The organism is Bacillus sp. jun7, assembly GCF_051034795.1.
GTDB lineage: Bacteria > Bacillota > Bacilli > Bacillales > Bacillaceae > Bacillus > Bacillus velezensis.
In genome coordinates this window covers 2,609,866-2,629,717 of sequence record NZ_CP093219.1, presented here as the reverse complement: position 1 = coordinate 2,629,717, position 19,852 = coordinate 2,609,866, and the positions used below count along the sequence as shown (strand labels likewise).

General features: G+C 47.9%; 21 protein-coding genes and 1 pseudogene. 13 read left to right on the top strand and 9 right to left on the bottom strand.

Annotation, left to right across the window (positions count from 1 at the left end; all coding sequences use genetic code 11):
- Window positions 1–38: 38 nt before the first annotated feature.
- Window positions 39–671 (bottom strand): GTP pyrophosphokinase, encoded by a 633-nt coding sequence (locus tag MJQ52_RS12765; RefSeq protein WP_007407732.1) that lies wholly within the window; start codon window positions 669–671, stop codon window positions 39–41.
- Between the two features lie 130 nt (window positions 672–801).
- Window positions 802–1,737: a 1,4-dihydroxy-2-naphthoate polyprenyltransferase gene (locus MJQ52_RS12760; RefSeq protein WP_003150884.1), complete on the bottom strand. Its 936-nt coding sequence runs from the start codon at window positions 1,735–1,737 to the stop codon at window positions 802–804.
- Between the two features lie 443 nt (window positions 1,738–2,180).
- Between MJQ52_RS12760 and MJQ52_RS12755 the strand changes: the two genes are divergently transcribed.
- The 6 genes from MJQ52_RS12755 (at window position 2,181) to MJQ52_RS12730 (ending at window position 7,742) form a co-directional block, all read left to right on the top strand.
- On the top strand, window positions 2,181–2,330 hold the full coding sequence (locus tag MJQ52_RS12755; protein WP_003150882.1) for a teichoic acid D-Ala incorporation-associated protein DltX: 150 nt from the start codon (window positions 2,181–2,183) through the stop codon (window positions 2,328–2,330).
- A 15-nt stretch (window positions 2,331–2,345) separates the two neighbouring features.
- On the top strand, window positions 2,346–3,857 hold the full coding sequence (gene dltA, locus MJQ52_RS12750; protein WP_094247388.1) for a D-alanine--poly(phosphoribitol) ligase subunit DltA: 1,512 nt from the start codon (window positions 2,346–2,348) through the stop codon (window positions 3,855–3,857).
- Window positions 3,854–5,035 (top strand): D-alanyl-lipoteichoic acid biosynthesis protein DltB, encoded by a 1,182-nt coding sequence (gene dltB, locus MJQ52_RS12745; RefSeq protein WP_094247387.1) that lies wholly within the window; start codon window positions 3,854–3,856, stop codon window positions 5,033–5,035. The genes dltA and dltB overlap by 4 nt, the downstream gene beginning before the upstream one ends.
- A gap of 16 nt (window positions 5,036–5,051) precedes the next feature.
- A complete protein-coding gene (dltC, locus tag MJQ52_RS12740; RefSeq protein ID WP_003150875.1) occupies window positions 5,052–5,288 on the top strand; it encodes a D-alanine--poly(phosphoribitol) ligase subunit 2 in 237 nt (78 codons plus the stop codon).
- Window positions 5,289–6,467 (top strand): D-alanyl-lipoteichoic acid biosynthesis protein DltD, encoded by a 1,179-nt coding sequence (dltD, locus tag MJQ52_RS12735; RefSeq protein ID WP_015387523.1) that lies wholly within the window; start codon window positions 5,289–5,291, stop codon window positions 6,465–6,467. It begins immediately after the preceding gene.
- Between the two features lie 183 nt (window positions 6,468–6,650).
- A complete protein-coding gene (locus MJQ52_RS12730; RefSeq protein WP_025853645.1) occupies window positions 6,651–7,742 on the top strand; it encodes a branched-chain amino acid aminotransferase in 1,092 nt (363 codons plus the stop codon).
- Between the two features lie 40 nt (window positions 7,743–7,782).
- On the opposite strand, the gene licH is transcribed toward MJQ52_RS12730, so the two are convergent.
- From licH to MJQ52_RS12695, 7 genes are all read right to left on the bottom strand, one after another.
- Entirely contained in the window at window positions 7,783–9,111 is a 1,329-nt protein-coding gene (licH, locus tag MJQ52_RS12725; RefSeq protein WP_003150870.1) for a 6-phospho-beta-glucosidase LicH, read from the bottom strand.
- Window positions 9,108–9,440, bottom strand: coding sequence for a PTS lichenan transporter subunit IIA (licA, locus tag MJQ52_RS12720; protein ID WP_003150867.1), 333 nt, complete (start codon window positions 9,438–9,440; stop codon window positions 9,108–9,110). Before licA ends, licH begins: the two co-directional genes overlap by 4 nt.
- Before the next feature lie 18 nt (window positions 9,441–9,458).
- A complete protein-coding gene (celB, locus tag MJQ52_RS12715) occupies window positions 9,459–10,817 on the bottom strand; it encodes a PTS cellobiose transporter subunit IIC (RefSeq protein ID WP_094247386.1) in 1,359 nt (452 codons plus the stop codon).
- A gap of 15 nt (window positions 10,818–10,832) precedes the next feature.
- A complete protein-coding gene (licB, locus tag MJQ52_RS12710) occupies window positions 10,833–11,141 on the bottom strand; it encodes a PTS lichenan transporter subunit IIB (protein WP_003150863.1) in 309 nt (102 codons plus the stop codon).
- Between the two features lie 98 nt (window positions 11,142–11,239).
- On the bottom strand, window positions 11,240–13,180 hold the full coding sequence (gene licR / locus MJQ52_RS12705) for a transcriptional regulator LicR (RefSeq protein ID WP_094247385.1): 1,941 nt from the start codon (window positions 13,178–13,180) through the stop codon (window positions 11,240–11,242).
- Window positions 13,181–13,326: 146 nt separating this feature from the next.
- Window positions 13,327–13,461, bottom strand: coding sequence for a hypothetical protein (locus MJQ52_RS12700; RefSeq protein WP_369719122.1), 135 nt, complete (start codon window positions 13,459–13,461; stop codon window positions 13,327–13,329).
- A 51-nt stretch (window positions 13,462–13,512) separates the two neighbouring features.
- On the bottom strand, window positions 13,513–14,103 hold the full coding sequence (locus tag MJQ52_RS12695) for a DNA-3-methyladenine glycosylase (RefSeq protein ID WP_003150858.1): 591 nt from the start codon (window positions 14,101–14,103) through the stop codon (window positions 13,513–13,515).
- A 241-nt stretch (window positions 14,104–14,344) separates the two neighbouring features.
- Here MJQ52_RS12695 and MJQ52_RS12690 point away from each other — a divergent pair, with 241 nt between their 5' ends.
- From MJQ52_RS12690 to MJQ52_RS12660, 7 genes and pseudogenes are all read left to right on the top strand, one after another.
- Complete coding sequence (locus MJQ52_RS12690) at window positions 14,345–15,343, top strand: FecCD family ABC transporter permease (RefSeq protein ID WP_046341504.1); 999 nt, start codon at window positions 14,345–14,347, stop codon at window positions 15,341–15,343.
- Window positions 15,344–16,357, top strand: coding sequence for a FecCD family ABC transporter permease (locus MJQ52_RS12685; RefSeq protein WP_094247383.1), 1,014 nt, complete (start codon window positions 15,344–15,346; stop codon window positions 16,355–16,357).
- A gap of 16 nt (window positions 16,358–16,373) precedes the next feature.
- A pseudogene (locus MJQ52_RS12680) lies at window positions 16,374–17,271 on the top strand (ABC transporter substrate-binding protein).
- Between the two features lie 104 nt (window positions 17,272–17,375).
- Window positions 17,376–17,726 (top strand): ArsR/SmtB family transcription factor, encoded by a 351-nt coding sequence (locus MJQ52_RS12675; RefSeq protein ID WP_014306081.1) that lies wholly within the window; start codon window positions 17,376–17,378, stop codon window positions 17,724–17,726.
- 13 nt (window positions 17,727–17,739) lie between these two features.
- On the top strand, window positions 17,740–19,038 hold the full coding sequence (locus tag MJQ52_RS12670; protein WP_017418621.1) for an arsenical efflux pump membrane protein ArsB: 1,299 nt from the start codon (window positions 17,740–17,742) through the stop codon (window positions 19,036–19,038).
- 153 nt (window positions 19,039–19,191) lie between these two features.
- Window positions 19,192–19,503: a PTS sugar transporter subunit IIB gene (locus MJQ52_RS12665; protein ID WP_015387522.1), complete on the top strand. Its 312-nt coding sequence runs from the start codon at window positions 19,192–19,194 to the stop codon at window positions 19,501–19,503.
- 14 nt (window positions 19,504–19,517) lie between these two features.
- Window positions 19,518–19,835, top strand: coding sequence for a PTS lactose/cellobiose transporter subunit IIA (locus tag MJQ52_RS12660; protein WP_014306083.1), 318 nt, complete (start codon window positions 19,518–19,520; stop codon window positions 19,833–19,835).
- The last annotated feature ends 17 nt before the right edge of the window (window positions 19,836–19,852 follow it).

Here is a 19,852-nt window from a genome sequence, read left to right as displayed (position 1 = left end):
TATAATAGCGGTCCGGCTGGTTGTGACGGGTCAATCGTTTAATCGACTTCTTTCTTAATCCCAAGCATCTTTTCGTCTAAATAATGGGCGATGTCCGCCGCTTCCTTCAGCTCGTCGGTCAGATGCTTTGGGACTTCGTTATTTAATTTGTAATAAATTTTATGTTCAAGGCTCGCCCAAAAATCCATGGCGATGGTGCGGATTTGAATTTCCGCCTTCACATATTCCACACGATTCGTCAAATAAACGGGAATTTCAATAATCAAATGCAGACTGCGGTAGCCGTTCGGCTTCGGATGTTTGATATAATCCTTCACCTTTACGATCTTCAGGTCCTTATGCTGCTTCAGAACCTCAGCGACATTATAAATATCGGAAATAAAGGAACAGATAATCCTGACACCCGCGATATCATGAATATGCTCTTTCATTTCCTGCGTCGTCACATCGCAGCCTTTGCGCATCAGTTTATTGACGATGCTTTCAAAACTTTTCACGCGTGATTTTGTATGCTCGATCGGGTTATGCCCGTGAATCAGATTATATTCCTGGCTGATGATAGAAAACTTCGTATCCAGCTCATCTAAAGCGAATTTATAAACTAATAATTCATTTTTCCAATCTTCCATGACCGTTTTTAAATCATCCATATGGGCTGTTGACAAGTCCATTTTTTCATCTCCTTGCTTTGCTGTCCATATATGAGACGGGTCAGTCCGCGGTCAGGTTCTTTACAATATCGTGAAGATTATGTCATAAAAAAAAGCAAATGCCGATTATGGCATTTGCCCTTTCATTTGATCAGCGGAAATAACTGATCAGGAGTCCGATTGAAAGCAGGAATCCGAAGAATGTATTGGTTTGCGCCGTTGATTTCATCGCAATAATCATGTTCATCGGCATTTCGTTTTTCACAAAGCCTTTCACGGCCTGAACGGGTTTCGGCACGCTCAAAAAGACCAGGAACAGCCACGGGCTTGTGTAACCCATAATGACAAGACCGACGATCCAGATGTAAGCGATGGCAAAAGATGCCGCCAGTATCATAACGGCCCCTCTATGCCCCATCAAAATGGCCAGCGTTTTACGTCCGCCTTTTTTATCTTCCTCAATATCACGAATATTGTTGGACAGGTTAATCGCTCCGACCAGGATGGCGATCGGGATGGAAATCAAAATGCTCTGTTCATTAATTCTGCCTGTCTGAATGAAGAAAGAAATAAGGACAAATACAGAGCCCATGCAAATGCCGGAGAACAGTTCCCCGAACGGTGTATACGCAATCGGCAGCGGGCCGCCCGTATACAGATAGCCGATCAGCATGCCGGCAAGGCCGATAGCCGCAAGCCACCAGCTGCTGCTCATGCAGATATAAACACCGAGCACGAGGGCAATCGCATAAGAGCCGAGCGCCAGCTGCAGAATTGTTTTCGGCTTCATGCCGTGGCGGACGATTGCTCCGCCGATACCGACGGAATCCTCCGTATCTAAACCGCGTTTAAAATCGTAATATTCATTGAATAAGTTCGTGGCGATCTGGATCCAAAGACAGGAAAACAGCATGGCCAAAAACAGCAGGAAATCAACCTTTACGTAAAACATCGCCAATACGGTGCCGAGAAGTACGGGCACAAACGATGCCGTCAATGTATGAGGGCGGGTTAGCTGCCACAAAATGCGGCCCATGCTTTCTTTCTCGGGCGTCTTTTGGCTGCCCCCCATATTGTTTTGATTCATTTTCCTCTTCCTTTCTATTAAAAGGCTTTCACAGTCAGCCGATAACAGTAGTGTTGAATTGGGGTTTTCACGTTTTCTGCTACCTTATCTATCATAATAATTTCTTCCTCATTTCACAAGATGCGGCGCTTTATCAGCTATCCTGCCGGAAACGGCTTTTCGCCCTTCTCCATTGGGGTTCGGCACAAGCCTGCTTAAGAAAAAGCCGCCAAAATTTTTTTACCTCGTTTATATTTACGATAAGTTAAAAATCCCGCCTGAACAGCGCTTTTTTAGTATGATCATTTTCCAATTTATACATGCGTGTTTTCCATCCTTTTGTTTCTCATTCATTTTTAAGGAAATTTTAAGCTTAGGATATTAGACATATTTTGAAACTTTTTGTTAATCTAATCGTCATATACTGGTGTAATTATTGAATACGCGGGGAAGGAATTTTGAATATGATGCAAAAATTAAAACGTGCTTATGAAAATACATTGATCAAATGGACGTTTCATACGGGCTTTTATTTTCTGATATTAGTATTGCTCTTTTGGATGTATGGATTTCATACAGCGAATACCGGCACTTATATTTACAACGATTTCTAATCGGGGAGGATAACTATGAAACTACTTGATGCTATAAAAACATACGCAGACGCCAAGCCGCAGGCCATAGCGTTTCGTTCCTTAGATCATTCCCTCACTTACGGGGAATTATGGGATTTGTCGGAGCGGGTTGCGTCCGGCATTCAAAAACATACAGCTGACGGTTCGAAAGCGCCTGTCCTGGTTTACGGACATATGGAGCCGAATATGATCGTTTCTTTCTTGGGAAGCGTCAAAGCGGGCCGCCCTTACATCCCTGTCGATGTTTCCATTCCGCCGGAGCGGATCGTCAAAATCATTGAAAGCTCAGGCGCAGAGCTGCTTATCAGCGTATCGGGCGATGCAGTCGATACGGGAAGCAATCTGATTAAAACCGTTACGCCCGAAGAGCTTGCAGCTGACGGAGATGCAGACCTCAGCCGTGAGAACTGGGTAAAAGAGCTGGATACGTTTTACATTATTTACACGTCCGGCAGCACGGGAAATCCGAAGGGTGTGCAGATATCGGCTGATAACCTGCAAAGCTTCACTGACTGGATCTGCAGGGATTTTCCTGTGGGCGGGGGTAAGACATTCTTAAACCAAGCTCCGTTTTCTTTTGATTTATCTGTCATGGACATTTTCCCGTCGCTTCAAACGGGAGGTACGCTGCACTGCGTAACGAAAGACAAAATCAATAAACCGAAAGTACTATTTGAAGAGCTGGAGAAATCCAAACTGAACGTCTGGACATCGACGCCGTCTTTCGTCCAAATGTGTCTGATGGACCCCGGCTTTACGCAGGAGCTCCTGCCTGAGGCAGAAGTATTTATGTTTTGCGGAGAAGCGCTTCCGGCTGCCGTGGCACAGGAACTGTTAAACCGTTTTCCGAAGGCCCGCGTATTCAATACATACGGCCCGACTGAAACAACGGTTGCCGTCACCTCCGTTGAAATTACGCAGCAGATTATCGATGAAAATGAATCTCTGCCCGTCGGTTTTGCAAAACCCGATATGAATATCTTCATCATGGATGAAAACGGGAATAAGCTTCCGGACGGAGAAAAAGGGGAAATCATCATCGCCGGCCCGAGCGTGAGCAAAGGCTATCTCGGTGAACCGTCTCTGACGGAAAAAGCGTTTTTCTCAATTGACGGCCAGTGGGCATATCACACGGGTGATGCCGGTTATGTTCAGGATGGTCAGATTTTCTGCCAAGGACGCCTTGATTTCCAGATTAAGCTTCACGGCTACCGCATGGAGCTGGAGGAAATCGAAGTACATGTAAGGCAGTCTCAATATGTGCAGACGGCGGTTGTCATCCCGTATCAGCCTAACGGACCAGTCGAATATTTAATTGCCGCCATCGTGCCTGAAAAACATGATTTTGAAAAAGAATTCCAGCTGACAAGCGCCATTAAAAAAGAACTGGCCGCTTCGCTTCCGGCCTACATGATTCCGAGAAAATTCATTTATCAGGATCACATTCAAATGACTGCGAACGGAAAAATCGACCGTAAACGCATTGGCGAAGAGGTTCTTGTATGACGCCTTACAGCTCGTTTTTCTTCTTTATCTTACTTGGAATCCTTCTTTTGCCGACGATTATTTTAGGGCTGAACGGCAAGAGATTCCAAGGATACAACATGTTTATATCCATCATCGTATTGGCTTTGATTTTCGCGCATGATCTGCACGGCGTGATCGCACTATGTATCTTTACGCTGTGGCAGGTGCTTTTAATCAGGGGTTATCTCGCTTACAGACTGAAAGCCAACAGCGGCTTTGTCTTCAGTATGGCCGTGATCGCGTCCATTTTACCCCTGTTTTTATCTAAATTATGGCCGTTTTTCTTCCCGCCGGCGCCTCATCATCCGGTTCATAACCTGATCAGTTTCTTAGGAATTTCTTATTTGACATTTAAAGGCGTCCAGCTGATCATGGAAACGAGAGACGGACTGATTAAAGAAAAAATGCCGCTTCACCGCCTTTTGTACTTTATTATGTTTTTCCCGACCATTTCTTCCGGTCCGATCGACAGATACCGCAGATTTGCCAAGGACGAACAGAAAGTATGGACAAAGGGAGAATACGCTGATTTACTGTATACCGGCATTCATAAAATTTTTATCGGTTTCTTGTACAAATTCATTATCGGATATGCGATTAACACGTATTTCATTATGAATCTGTCTCATATCACCCACAGCAAACTGTGGGGTAATGTGCTGTACATGTACGGATACAGCTTGTACCTGTTTTTTGATTTTGCGGGTTACACGATGTTTGCCGTCGGTGTAAGCTATATCATGGGTATCAAATCTCCGGAAAACTTTAATAAGCCGTTTATCAGCAAAAACATTAAAGACTTCTGGAACCGCTGGCACATGTCCTTATCCTTCTGGTTCAGAGACTACGTATTTATGCGCTTTGTATTCTGGATGACAAAGAAAAAATGGATAAAGAACCGGATGACCGTCTCGAACATCGGGTATTTCCTGCTGTTCATGCTGATGGGCGTCTGGCACGGACTCGCCCTGCAATATATTGTATACGGCCTGTACCACGCCGTATTAATGACCGGGTATAACTTTTTTGAGAAATGGAATAAGAAATACAAGTGGCTGCCTGCCAATCGTTTTACGGCCTTTTTAGCCATCGTCATCACATTCCATTTCGTATGTTTCGGATTTTATATTTTCTCAGGAAAACCATTTCATCACTAAAGGAGATTGAAAACACATGGAATTTAAACAGGAAGTATTAGACGTATTAGCTGAAGTTTGTCAGGAGGACGCTGTGAAAGAAAATCCTGATATTGAAATCTTTGAAGAAGGACTGCTTGATTCTTTCGGAACAGTAGAACTGCTGGTCGCCATCGAAAACCGCTTCGGCATTACAGTGCCGATCACTGAATTTGACCGTGACGAGTGGAATACGCCAAACAACATTGTAAACAAACTGACTGAGTTGAAGTAAATGAAAAAGCGTTTCTTTGGACCAATTATTTTAGCGTTTGTCCTGTTTGTCGGAGCTATCGCAGTTCCGGCTTCATGGCTTACGCGCTTCATTCCTGAAAAACGTGTCGAAGAGTCGGCGGCGGCCTTAAATCCGAATATGTTCCAGGGGCTCTATCTGCAAAACAAAATGTTCGAAGACTCGAAGTATATGCCGATTTTCGGTTCTTCCGAGCTTTCAAGACTGGATGAGTTTCACCCGTCCAACTATTTCCAAGTGAACAACCAAGGCTTTACGCCTTATCTTGTCGGAAAAGGCGGGGACCAATCCTTGATACACGCCGTGAACTTTGCGGCGCATTATCAGCAGCTGAAGGGCAAAAAGCTGGTATTCATTGTTTCTCCGCAATGGTTTATCAAAAAAGGTTCTGATGAACAGCACTTTGCGCCGAATTTTTCATCACTTCAAGCATTGGATTTAGCATTTAATAACCAGATTGATCCCGCGGTCAAAAAGAACATGATGAAGCGCATGCTCCGTTTTAAAGTCGTTCAGCATGATGCCGTCCTTTCTGAATTATACAAGGGAATGGTCAACGGACAATCATGGAAAGTGAAAGCGGTCATGCCGGCTGCCAAAGCTTATTATTCTCTGCTTGAGAAAAAAGATCTTTATTATTCAATGGGAGAAACCAAGGGCCCTGAACGGACGATCTCTGAAAACCTGAAAGGGAAATCGTGGTCAGAGTTAAAAACAGCCGCCGCTCAATTAGGAGAACGGAGCTCCAAGTCCAATCCTTTCTATATCGATGACGCTTCTTATAAAAAGATTAAGAAGAAAGTAAAGAGAGTGAAAGGAATCAACAAAGGAAGAACGTACGCCAAATCAGTCGAATATCACGACTTTGAGGATATGCTGGACATTCTGAAAGATGCCGGCGCTGAACCGATGTTCGTGGTTATTCCGGTCAACGGAAAATGGTATGACTACACCGGCTTCCCGAAAAAAGGCCGGACTGATTACTACAAAAAAGTCACTAAGCAAATTAAAGCGAAGGGCTTTCAGGTTGCCGACTTATCCGGGCACGAATATGATCCCTACTTTATGAAAGACACCATCCATATCGCCTGGAAGGGCTGGGTGTACGTCGATAAAGCAATGGAGCAGTTTTACAAAACCGGCAAGGTGACGGTTCACTGAGCACGGTGATGACAGAATACGTAAAAACGAACACGCAGGGGGCATTCTCTCCCCTGCTTTTTATGTGATTTGATTTTTTCACAAATTTGAGGAAAACTATTGCGAATATTTGTTGAAGGTATACAATAGAATATAAATTATTTTCAAATAAGTTTGACAATAACACCAATAGGGAGACAGAACATTATGAAACAAGACATTCGTGTTGAATTGACTTCAGCCAAAAAACCGAAACCGGACCCCCATAACCTTGCGTTCGGCAGAATTTTCACCGACCATATGTTTGTTATGGATTACGACGCCGGTCAAGGCTGGTATGATCCGAGAATTATCCCTTATCAGTCCATCTCAATGGATCCTGCGGCCATGGTTTATCATTACGGCCAAACCGTTTTTGAAGGGCTTAAAGCGTATGTAACGAAGGATCAGGAAGTGCTTCTGTTCAGACCGGAGAAAAATATGGAGCGCCTGAACCAGTCAAATGACCGCCTTTGCATCCCGCTCATTGATGAAGAGCTTGTTCTTGAAGGCCTGAAACAGCTCGTAGCCATCGACCAAGACTGGATTCCGAAAGCGGAAGGCACTTCCCTTTATATCCGTCCGTTTATTATTGCGACTGAGCCTTTCCTCGGTGTAGCGGCATCCCATACGTACAAGCTGTTTATCATACTTTCCCCGGTCGGCTCTTATTACAAAGAAGGCATTAAACCGGTAAAAATCGCCGTGGAAAACGAATTCGTGCGCGCCGTCAAAGGCGGCACCGGAAATGCGAAAACGGCCGGCAACTACGCTTCAAGCCTGAAGGCGCAGCAGGTTGCGGAAGAAAAGGGATTTTCCCAGGTTCTATGGCTTGACGGCATTGAGAAAAAATACATCGAAGAAGTCGGCAGCATGAACATCTTCTTCAAAATCAGCGGCGAGATCGTGACGCCGGAGCTGAACGGAAGCATTCTTGAAGGAATTACGAGAAATTCCGTCATCACCCTTCTCAAACATTGGGGACTGACTGTGTCTGAGCGGAAGATTTCGATCGATGAAATCATCCAGGCGCATCGTGACGGCCGATTGGAAGAAACATTCGGAACCGGTACGGCGGCGGTCATTTCTCCGGTCGGCGAACTGATCTGGAATGATGAAAGTCTTGTCATCGGCAGCGGTGAAACCGGAGAGATCTCGAAGAAATTGTACGATACCATTACAGGCATTCAAAAAGGCGCGGAAGCCGACGTGTTCGGCTGGACGACGAAAGTCGCCTCACTAAGCGAATCAAAATAAGCAAAAAACCCGGAAGCGAATCCGGGTTTTTTTACTGCTCTTATGCTTCAATCGACTTAAAGAAATGGGGCAGATGTTCTTTGTGGGCCTCAAGCATTTCATCCAGAATGGCCTTTGCCACGGAGTCTGACGGGACAAGAGGGTTGATCGTCATCGCAAGAAGCGCCGTTTGATAATCTCCCGTGACGGCTGCTTCAGCGGCGACGCGCTCAAATGATTTGATTTGCTGGACGAGTCCGCGGACAGACACCGGCAGATCACCGACGGCGATCGGTTTCGGACCGTCTTTCGTCATGACGCAGTTCACTTCGACCGCTGAGTCATTCGGAATGCTGGCGATCGCGCCGTTGTTTATCGTATTGACGGGCTGGATATCATGTTTGTCGTTATAGATGGAGCTGATCAGGTTGCAGGCCGCGTCACTGTAGTACGCTCCGCCCCGTTTTTCCAGCTGCGGCGGTTTGATGGCGAGATTCGGATCTTTGTACAGTTCGAACAGTTCTTTCTCAACCTTCTGCACGACCTCGGCGCGTGTGCCCTCCGTCTGTGACGCTTCTATTTCATGCTCGAGCATTTCTTTCGTTTTGAAATAATAGCGGTGGTAGCCGCAAGGAATCAGATCGAGCGCCTTCAGGAATTCAGGCTCCCATTCCGCTCCGGAAATATTTTTCATCGTCATGGCGTTTTCCGGGTCTCCCATCGCTTCGATGACTTGATCTTTCACACTGACGCCGTCTAAGAAAACATCTAATCCGAATACCATGTGATTCAGTCCGGCAAACTGCACTTCGATCCGGCTGACATCCACATCCAATGCTTTTGCGACGCCCATTTTAATGCCGATCGGCACATTGCAGAGACCGACGACTTTTGTCAGATTCGAGTAGCGGAGCAAGGCCTCGGTAACCATGCCGGCAGGGTTTGTGAAATTCACGAGCCATGCATTCGGACAAAGCTCTTCGATGTCTTTCGCGATTTCCAGAATAACCGGGATGGTGCGCAGCCCTTTGAATAAACCGCCCGGACCGTTTGTTTCCTGGCCGATTACGCCGTATTTTAACGGAATCCGTTCATCTTTGGCGCGGGCCTCAAGAAGGCCGACGCGGAATTGAGTCGTTACGAAATCCGCATCCTTCAAGGCTTCTCTCCGGTCAAGCGTCAGGTGAATCTCTATCGGAACACCCGCTTTTTCGACCATGCGTTTTGCAAGCGTGCCGACGATATTGAGTTTTTTCTCGCCTTCGGGAATGTCGACGAGCCATAATTCTCTGACAGGCAGTTCCTCATAGCGCTTAATGATGCCTTCCACAAGCTCCGGTGTATAGCTTGAACCTCCGCCGATCGTTACAATTTTAATTCCTTTTGTCATATTTTTGCTCCCCCTTGCAGACTCACTTTTTCGTAAATTTCGACTAACTCAGCGGCCAAGTCTTTCACGGTCATGGCATTCATTAAATGATCTTGCGCATGCACCATTAAAAGCGTCATGTCTGTTTTTTCTCCGCCGGCTTCATTTTGGATCAATTCTGTCTGGTAATGATGGGCTTCTGTCAGTTCCCTTGCGGCTTCCTGAAGCTTTTCCTCGGCCATGGCTCTGTCCCCCCGCTTTGCGGCGGCAATGGCTTCCATTGATGCGCTTCTTCCGTTGCCGCCATGCAGGATGATCTGAAAAATGGTCTGTTCCATTTTTTCATTCATGTGTTTCACTCCCTTTCTCTACAGCACGGCTTTTTCGTCTCCCTGTACGGCTGGCGCCTGCGATTGTTCAAGTTCGTTTTCTTCTTTCAGCTTTTGCGAATCCCACATTCTGAAGAACGGATAGTACACGATAAAGGCTGTGATGATATTAATCGCCTGCATGACAGCCCCTGATATTTTTCCGCCCGTGGCAAGATAGCCGGAGAAAATCGGCGGCATCGTCCATGGGACGGCAATGCCGGCAGGTTTGGCGACGAGGCCAGTGCTCATGCCGATATAGGTAAAGACCAGTGTGACAAGCGGTGTGATAATGAACGGAATGAGAAGCATCGGGTTCATGACGATCGGCATTCCGAAAATAATCGGCTCATTAATATTAAAGACAGCCGGCCCGATGGCGAGTTTCCCAAGCTGCTTCATCTGCTTGCTTCGCGAACGGAGAAACATGGTGACCACGAGCGCCAGTGTCGCGCCGCTTCCGCCGATGTTGATCCAGATTTCAAAGAACTGCTGGGTGAAAATATTCGGCAGCGCATCACCAGCCTGAAACGCAACCCGGTTGGCATCCATCGCTCCGAACCAGATCGGTGCCATGACGCCGCCGACAATGTTCGCCCCATGTAATCCGCACGCCCACAAGAGCATTTGAACCGCTTCGGCTACCAGGCTTCCGCCGAGACTTCCCCCGAGAATCGAGAGCGGCGTCCCCAGTACAACGCTTACAATGTTATGAAGGCTTTCAAACGGCGTCGCTTCGACAATTAAACGCGCACCCCAGATCAGAAAGATGACGGCAAAGCCGGGAATTAAAGCGACAAATGATTTGCTGACCGCGGGAGGCACGCCGTCCGGCATTTTGAAGACGAAATTCCGCTGGATGATCAGGCGGTAAATTTCCGTCGACAGCATGGCGATGATCATCGCGACAAACAGCCCTTTGCTTCCCATGAGAGACAGCGGGATGCCGCCGCCCACCATGATTTCCTCTTTGGCGCCGGAAGGCAGAAACGGAATTTTGTACGGCGTTGCCAAGAGAAACGCTGCCAAAGATATCGCACCGGCCGATAATGCGTCCACCCCATATTTTTCGGCCAGGCGGTAGGCGATTCCGAAAGCGGCGACAAGGCCCATGATTTCAAAGGTCGCATCAACCGGATATTGCAGTTTTTGAGACCAGGCGCTTCCGAACGTCTTTGCCATGAAATCCGCATATCCCGGAATCGGCAGGTTGCCGATGATTAGAAAAAATGAACCGATGATGATAAGCGGCATGGTGAGGATGATTCCGTCACGCAGTGCTTGCAGATGCCGCTGGGAGGCAATTTTTCCGGCAATGGGCATGACTTTCTCTTCTAAAAACTGGTTCACCTTATTCACACGGCCCGCCCCTTTCTACGATGCGTTTCCGAGCTGTTCCGCTGATTTCAGAACCTCCGCTCCGTTGCAAGTGCCGTAATGGACGGTATTGATGACTTCAACCGGCACTCCTTTTGATTCACCCAATTTTTTCAGCTGCGGAAGCAAATAACGGACTTGAGGCCCAAGCAGCAATACGTCCGCTTTATCAATATGCTGGTTGACTGAATCGCCTGACACCGCCCAGATTTTATATTCTTTTCCTTGTTCCTGCGCGCTTTTTTCCATCTTGGTGACGAGTAAGCTTGTTGACATCCCTGCTGCACAAACGAGTAATATATTCATGTAAAAGACCTCCTGAAAGTTTGATATTTTGTATGTCTCGATGTTAGTACCATCATATTATGAAATCGCTTTCATAACTACTCAGGCTTTTTCCGCTGCTAACGGAAAAAAGGTGCTGATCGTTTGTCTCTGAATACTCGTAAAACCTCCTGATAGGTTGTGCATTTTAAGAGACGGCTTACCGCGGCCGGATCATCCAACATCCCGCCGAGCCATTTGTACATATGCTGGAGGTCGGCTTTGCTTTCTTTCTCGACGCAGAGCAGGCAGACAAATTGGACACGCTTATCCGCCCAGTCAATCGGCTTCTTCAGCGTGCATACCGCCCAAAACGTCGTGTCTGTCTGCGGAACGAGCGGGTGCGGAATCGCCGTAAGATTGCCGAAACTCGTAGGAGAAATCGCTTCCCTTTCAAAAATAGAATCGGTCAGAGAATCAGAAGCGAGGCCGGCTTCTGCAACCTGCTGTCCGAGAAAACGGATGACATCCTCCTTCGTCTCCAGATCCTGCTGCAAAAATACCAGCTCCGGTTTCAGAAAGTTCAATTGTTCCCGCTTTTCTTCCAGCATGGCGTCGATTTTTGTAAAATCCCCGCCGCCCAGCAGCGTATGAACCTTCAATACGGGAACAGGCAGGTCTTTTTTGATCGGCACGGTGCTGACCACAAAATCAATCGACTCAAAGGAAAGCTGGTCAAGGCTGCAGTAATCAGCCGTTCCGACGATTTCAAGACGTTTTGCGAACCGGGAACGGAGCTTTTCTCTTAAAAGCTGCGCGCTGCCGGCGCCGGACGCACAGACAATCAGACAGCGTTTAGGCGGCCGTTCCGTCTTTCTCCTTTCAATGGCGGCTCCGAAATGAAGCGCCAAATACCCGATCTCATTTTCATGAATATCAATGCCGGTTTGCTCCTTGATCACGATTCCCGCAATCACTCCCGCTTCAAATGCGAGCGGATAATTCTCCTTTATGGCGGAGAGCATCGGGTTTCTCAGGTTCATGCCGTACCGGTTTCGGTTAATCGCCGGCTTGATATGGAGCGCAAGACCCGCTTTCAGCTCATTGTCGTCCGTGATTCCGAGCTTCAGCTCCCGCTCAATGGCTTCAATCATGGCCTCCGTCAAACGGCTGGTTTCCCCGTCTATCAGCCTTGTAAGCTCTTTTCCTTCCATTTGTGACTGGGTCATGCGCTTTGTCCCGAGCAGGTGAATGGCGATATAGGCGGTTTCCTGTTCGGGAAAGGTGACCGAAAGCGCAGATTCAAGCTCTTTTACAATGGCTTCCGCTGACTGATATTCTGTTTCGAGCTTAATATCATGAAGATCTTCCGGAATGAGAGATACATAGTTTTCTGTCCGGATTCGTTTGCAGGCAATGGCGATATGGATGATGAGATTGTTCAGGCCGAAGAAAGAAAGCGGGATCTTATGGTTTCGAACCTGCTTCATAATGGCTGTGCGGATCACATGAATGTCGTCTTTCGGCAGAATACCGGCCTTTTCACTCAGGAGATCAGGCTCGGGCTCGCGGTCGTCCACTAAGTATTCCGCCATACAATAACGGAGGCGGAGCTCTTCGCCGCGCAGCTTAAAGCCGTAGTTCGGCCTTGTTTCCAAAATGATGTCATAGGGGCGGAGCCGTTTTTTGACTTCTTTTAAATCAGATTGAAGTGTGGATTTACTAATGAACAGTTCTTCCGCCAAGTCATCCAGCTTGAGGTAGCCGTCGGCCAGAAGCATTCTTTTCATCAGGTAATCTATCCGTTCATCGGGAAAAATCGGCACGGTGCTGTTCTGCTGGAAATTGTCCTGAAGCCAGTTTTTAAACGGCTGCTCATTCCGGATCAGCAGCTTATAGCCGCTCCCTCTGACAGATTGAATGGATGCGCCGTGTTTTTCTACAATGGTTTGCAGTTCCTTTATGTCATTGCGGACCGTCCGCGTCGTTACCTTTACATTTGCAGCGATGACTGAGCTTGTAACCGGTGTTTCAGCAGCTAAAAGCAAGCGCAGAAGTTCACGAAGCCGCCCATGAAGCATGAGAAAAACCTCCTATCAGATCAGATGCAGACGTGAAAAATGGGCAAAAAGAATGAGGAAGGGGTAAATGTATGTAAATTCTATACTGGGGAGGATTTCAAGTCAATGCGGCAATCCGATGCCAAGACCGTAAAAAAACAGCCGGATCAGCCGGCTGTTCGGGATGCGGACATGCGGTTCCGCTTAGATGCCTTCCGTTCTTTTATGATTTTTCTGATGATCGGATAGATGACGGGCGCCCATTTGATAATCGTTTTGAAAAATTTTTTCAATGTCTGAATCCCCTTTCTTTTACCTTGTCTTTCCCCTGTTATCAGCGTTTATAAACATGGTCAGCGTGAGACATACCGGTTCCCCGTCACCCAATAGCGCCACGGATAATCCCGGGCTTCTCCGCTGTTGTCAATCCCGATTCTCGGGCCTGTTGATATATGTTCAGGCGTAAAGCCCTCCGTAATATACAGCGGCGGTTCCGTGATCATGCCGCCGTAGTCGTTCATTGAAATGCCCATCGCCTTCGTCAGTTTTCCCGGGCCGTTTGTCCACTCTCTCGGGGGTCTGCCCGGTCTCCTGCTCTCCATCAGGAACTGTCCTTCATGAGGCTCCGCCGCCCTGATTAACACGGCCTGCGGAATGCCGATGTCCGCGGCGACGACGTTCATTAATGTATGAGTGTGCATGACGTATGTATAAATGCGGCCCGCCTCATGGAACATAATTTCCGTCCGTTTCGTGCGCCGGTTGCCGAAGCTGTGCGCCGCCCGGTCATCCGCTCCCATATAAGCTTCCGTTTCCACGATAAAACCTGAAGCCGTTCCCTCATCCGTCTCCTTCACCAGGAGACAGCCGAGCAATAAAGGGGCAAGCTCCACTGACGGTCTCTGGTAAAATTCAATCGGCAAAGGCTTTCCTTCTCCCGCCATTTGCCTCCCTCCTTTCTGAATATAGCGATTTCCTCTTTCACGTTTTTCACTTCTTTTTTACAATATAAACATGAAAGAAAAAAGGGCATCATTGTTGAACACTCTATTGCGTTTTGAAAATCGGCCCGGTATAATATGATGGTTCAAATGAAAATGATTCTCATATTCAATAAATACCGGACAATGATCATAAAAGTAGGTGAATTGATTTTTGAGCGATTCTGTCACGTCCGCAAGCCATCTGATCAGCATCTTAAAAAACGGGGTTTTCTTCCTGATCGCGGTGGTCGGGCTGCTTGTTTCTATTTTTTTCGCCGTCTCATTCGGCGCGAAAGACATTACTTTACATACGGTTTGGTCGGCTGTTGCTGATTACAATCCGAACATAACGGGCCAGCAGATCATTCATGAATTGCGTCTTCCGAGAGTGCTCGGCGCGGCCGTTACAGGAGCCGCTTTTGCCGCAGCCGGCGCCCTCATGCAGGGTGTCACGAGAAATCCGCTTGCCGATTCGGGTGTCTTAGGCGTAAACGCGGGCGCCATGTTTGTTGTTGCGCTCAGCTTTGCTTTTTTCCCTCATTTGTCATACGCCCTGCTGATGGTGATGTCATTTTTGGGAGCACTGGCAAGCACCGGCTTGATTTTCTTTATCAGTGCGGCGGGAAAAGGCAGCATGACACCTTTAAAGGTGACGCTTGCCGGGGCGGTCGTGGCCGCGCTTTTACATTCACTCAGTACCGGTGTGGCGATTTATTACGATTTAAGCCAGGATTTGGCCTTCTGGTACGCCGGCGGGGTGTCGGGGATCAAGTGGGCTCATTTACAAGTCCTTGTTCCCGTGATTGCAGTCTTCATCATTCTCGCGACATTCATGGGCCGGTCCGTCACCCTTCTCTCAATGGGAAATGACGTGGCGGCGAATTTAGGGGTGAACACGGCTCTGACGCGTGCCGCGGGATTAATGATCGCCGTCGTTCTTGCCGGTGTGTCTGTTTCCGCTGCCGGCGCGATCGGCTTTGTCGGGCTGGTCATCCCCCATATCGCCCGCAAGATCGTCGGCGTTACGTACAGGCTGATTATTCCGATGTCCGCGTTACTCGGCGCGATTCTTTTGATTTTGGCCGACTTGGCCTCACGCACGGTCAGTCCCCCGAGAGAATTGGCGATAGGCATCATGGTCGCACTTGTCGGTGTCCCTTTCTTTCTTTATATTGCCCGCAAGGAAGGGAGAGACTTATAAATGAAAGTGCAGAAAGAAACAAAAAAAGCGGCGGCGGCAGGTCTCGTTCTGCTGGTCATCGCCGTTTGCATTATTCTGATCGGGCTGCATACGGGCTCATTCCGGCTTTCTCCCCTCACCGTGGGAAAAACGCTGTTCGGTTACGGCACGTTTCAAAGCACAACCGTTTTATTCGATTACCGGCTCCCCCGGATACTGGTGACGATGCTGGCCGGTATCGGCTTAGGCGTGTCGGGCGCTATTTTGCAGGGTGTATCCCGAAATCCGCTTGCCGATCCGGGCATTCTCGGACTGCATGCCGGCGCTTCCTTCGGTTTGATGATGTATATCACATTCTTTCATTCCCTGGAGGCGCAGGCGTCGATGTTCATCCCGCTGTTTACGTTTGCGGGCGGAACACTCGCCGCCCTGCTGATCGTAGTGCTTACGTACGACAGGCTGAACGGTTTTTTAACGATCCGCATGCTGTTGGTCGGGATCGCCGTTTCCGCGGGCTTCAGCGCCGTTACATTGTTTATGTCGCTGCGCCTGAATGAAGAAACTTATACATTCGCTTCCCGCTGGCTGGTGGGAAACGTCTGGGGCAGAGATTGGATTCACGTGTGGTCGCTATTACCCTGGATCGGCATTCTCGCACCGCTTGCATGGCTTAACGCCCGTTCTTTGAATATTTTAATGCTCGGTGACCAGGCAGCCGCGGGGCTCGGCGCACACGTGCAGAGAAAAAGGATCATGCTGATCGCCATAGCGGTCGGCTTGTCCTGCGCGAGCGTCGCGATGTCCGGCGGAATCGGCTTTATCGGCTTTGCCGCCCCTCACTTGGCAAGACGGCTCGTCGGCACCATGCATCAGCATATTATTCCGATTGCGGGATTAATCGGCCTTGTCATTCTTGTCGCGGCAGACACCATCGGCCGGTCTTTGTTTCAGCCGAACGCCATTCCGGCCGGCGTGGTTGCGGCAGCCATCGGCGCGCCGTATTTTCTCTATCTCGTCATGAAAATCAAATCATAAAACAAGGAGTATTCCCATGAAAAAAACAATTGCGCTCATCAGTTTCATGTGTATTTTCTTACTGGCTGCCTGCCAATCCGATTCATCACAGCCGGAGTCAAAAAAGAAATCCGGCGATCATAAAATCGCTTCGATGTCCATTCACCTGACAAATGATCTGCTGGCTCTCGGCGTTACACCTGCCGGTTCCGTCGTGGGCGGAGAATTAAAAGATTTTCTCCCTCATGTGAAAAATCAGCTGAAAGACACGAAAAAACTCGGACCTGCATCAGACCCGGATATGGAAGCTTTACTTGAGCTGAATCCAGACAACATTTATCTTGATAAAGAATTTGCGGGAAAAGATGTGTCAAAATACAAGAAAATCGGAAACACACACGTTTTCGACCTTGATAAAGGCACATGGCGCGATCATTTAAAAGACATCGGAAAAATCGTCAACCGTGAAAAAGAAGCGAAAACATTTATTCAAGATTACGAAGATGAAACAAAACAAGTCAGATCCATGATGAATAAGGAATTAGGGAAAAACGCCAAAGTCATGGCGATCCGCGTGAACGCAAAAGAGCTTCGCGTCTTCAGCACACGCCGCCCGATGGGACCGATTCTGTTTGACGATCTGAAGCTGAAACCGGCTGACGGCATTAAAGAAATGAACACCTCCCGCCCTTATGAAGTCATTTCTCAAGAAGTGGCTGCCTGATTACAACGCAGATGCGATTTTCGTGGTCGTTAACAGAGACGACAAGTCACAGCAAGCTTATAAAGAATTGCAAAAAAGCGCTGTCTGGAAAGGGCTTAAGGCCGTGAAAGCAAACCATGTCTATAAAATTGCCGATCAGCCTTGGCTTGATTATTCGGCACTGGGAAATAAATTAGCAATGGATGAAGCGAAAAAACTGTTCCAAAAATAAACATGAGCCGGTTTTGCGAAAAGTGCAAGACCGGCTTTTTTTTATATTACCGTTTACTTATATAAATATCTGCTTATATAATAGTGTAAAAAAGGAGTGAGCGCATGGAACGGCGGCATAATGCTTTAAGTTCCGAAGGGATCAGCCAGTGCCTCAAACTTCTAAGCGACCCGACGAGGCTTTTGATGCTGAAGCTTCTGGAGGATAAGGAATATTGTGTCTGCGAGCTGACGGCTATTTTTCATATAAGTCAGCCCGGCATCAGCCAGCACTTGCGGAAATTAAAGAACGCCGGCCTTGTGCGGGAAAGACGCGAGGGCCAGTGGCGGTACTATGCCATTCATCCGTCCGGACCGGAATACGCGCTGGTTTGCTCGATTCTGCAGCAGATAGATGAAAAGGACGAAGTTTTACAGACATTGCGGCAAAAAGAAGTCACTGTTACATGCCGGTAAGGGGGATATATTCTTGGGAGTTGCGGTTTTATCAGCGCTGATTTTTGTGCTGACACTTGTGTTTGTCATATGGCAGCCGAAACATATATCAATCGGCTGGTCTGCCTGCGGCGGAGCGGTCCTCGCTTTGATCGCCGGAGCAGTCAGCCTGCACGATATCGCGGAAGTGACGGGGATCGTCTGGAATGCGACACTCGCCTTTATCGCCATTATTATCATTTCATTAATTCTTGACAGTATCGGTTTTTTTGAGTGGGCCGCGCTGCATATGGCCATGGCGGCCAAAGGCAGCGGGCTGCGGATGTTTCTCTATGTGTCGGTCTTAGGGGCTGTGGTCTCCGCCCTGTTTGCCAATGACGGAGCGGCGCTCATTTTGACGCCGATCGTACTGGCGATGGTGCGGGCTTTGAATTTACCTGAAAAGCTGGTTTTTCCGTTTATTATCGCGGGAGGATTCATCGCCGACACCACCTCGCTGCCGCTCGTTGTAAGCAATTTGGTCAATATCGTATCCGCCGATTACTTTCATATCGGATACATTGAATATGCATCACGCATGCTGGTGCCCAACCTCTTTTCTTTGGCGGCAAGCATTTTGGTGCTGTATCTCTATTTCAGAAAAAACATTCCGAAACGGTTTGACACCAGCCTTGTGAAACATCCTGCATCCGCCATTAAGGATGAGCGCCTTTTCCGGTTATCATGGGCTGTGCTGGCCGTTTTATTGATCGGGTATTTCGTCAGCGCGCTGCTGTCGATACCCGTTTCCTTCGTTGCCGGTTCCATCGCGGTCATTTTTCTCATTCTGGCGCAGCGAAGCCCCGCCGTCCCTGCGAAACAAGTCATCAAGGACGCCCCGTGGGCCATCGTGTTTTTTTCTGTCGGCATGTATGTTGTCGTGTACGGCTTGCGGAATGCCGGACTGACGGATCTTCTTTCTCAGCTTATTCAGAAAGCGGCGGATCACGGGTTGTTTGCGGGCACACTCGGAATGGGTTTTATCGCTGCGATCCTCTCCTCCGTTATGAATAACCTGCCGACGGTGATGATTGACGCCATAGCCATCAGCGGAACGGACACTCACGGGCTGATGAGAGAAGCATTGATTTACGCGAATGTTATCGGTTCTGACCTCGGGCCGAAAATCACGCCGATCGGGTCGCTGGCGACATTGTTATGGCTCCACGTGCTGAGCCGGAAAAACGTGAAAATTTCCTGGGGAATGTATTTCAAAACAGGTCTGATATTAACCATTCCGACGTTATTCATCACCCTGATCGGACTTTATTTATGGCTGTTATGGCTCGCTTGAGATGAAAAACCTTTTAAGTTGAATCTTAAAAGGTTTTTTTGTGTCAAAAATCCGAAATGTTAAACTTTTATATTTTAAAAGTATAGACATTTAATTTCAAAAGATTATAATATTCATGAAAACGTTTTAACTTTATGAAAGAAGGGATTCCTCATGAAAAGAATTTTATTAGCCTGCAGCTCAGGCATGTCCACCAGCCTTCTTGTCACGAAAATGCAGAATTACGCCAGCTCCATCGGTGAGGAGGCCGAGATTTGGGCAGTCGGACAGGATAAAGCAAAAGAAGCGATGAAAGACGCAGATGTCGTACTGATCGGCCCGCAGATGAGTTTTTTAAAAGGCGAGCTTCAAAAAGAGGCGGACCCGCTTCACATCACCGTTGATGTGATTGATATGATGGCATACGGCATGGGAGACGGCAAAAAAGCATACGAACAGGCCGTTTCCTTGATAGAGAACAAATAAAGGAGGCGATAAGCATGGAAACGTACACGGATGAACAGATCAGTTTTCAGCTGATTCTTCACAGCGGCAATGCCCGCAGCTGTATTATTCAATCGATACGCGCTTATAAAGACGGCCGGCCAGATGAGTCAGACACCTTTCTGACAAAGGCTGAAGAAGAACTGGGAAAAGCGCACGACATCCATTTTCAGATGATTCAAAAAGAAGCCGGCGGCGCCAAGACGGATGTCTCCCTGCTTTTTATGCATGCTGAAGACCACTTAATGTCAGCGCTCTCAATGAAAGAGATCGTCAAAGAAATGCTCGACTTATTTCAATCAAAGAATTTATAAAAAGCCGGGGGTGAAGA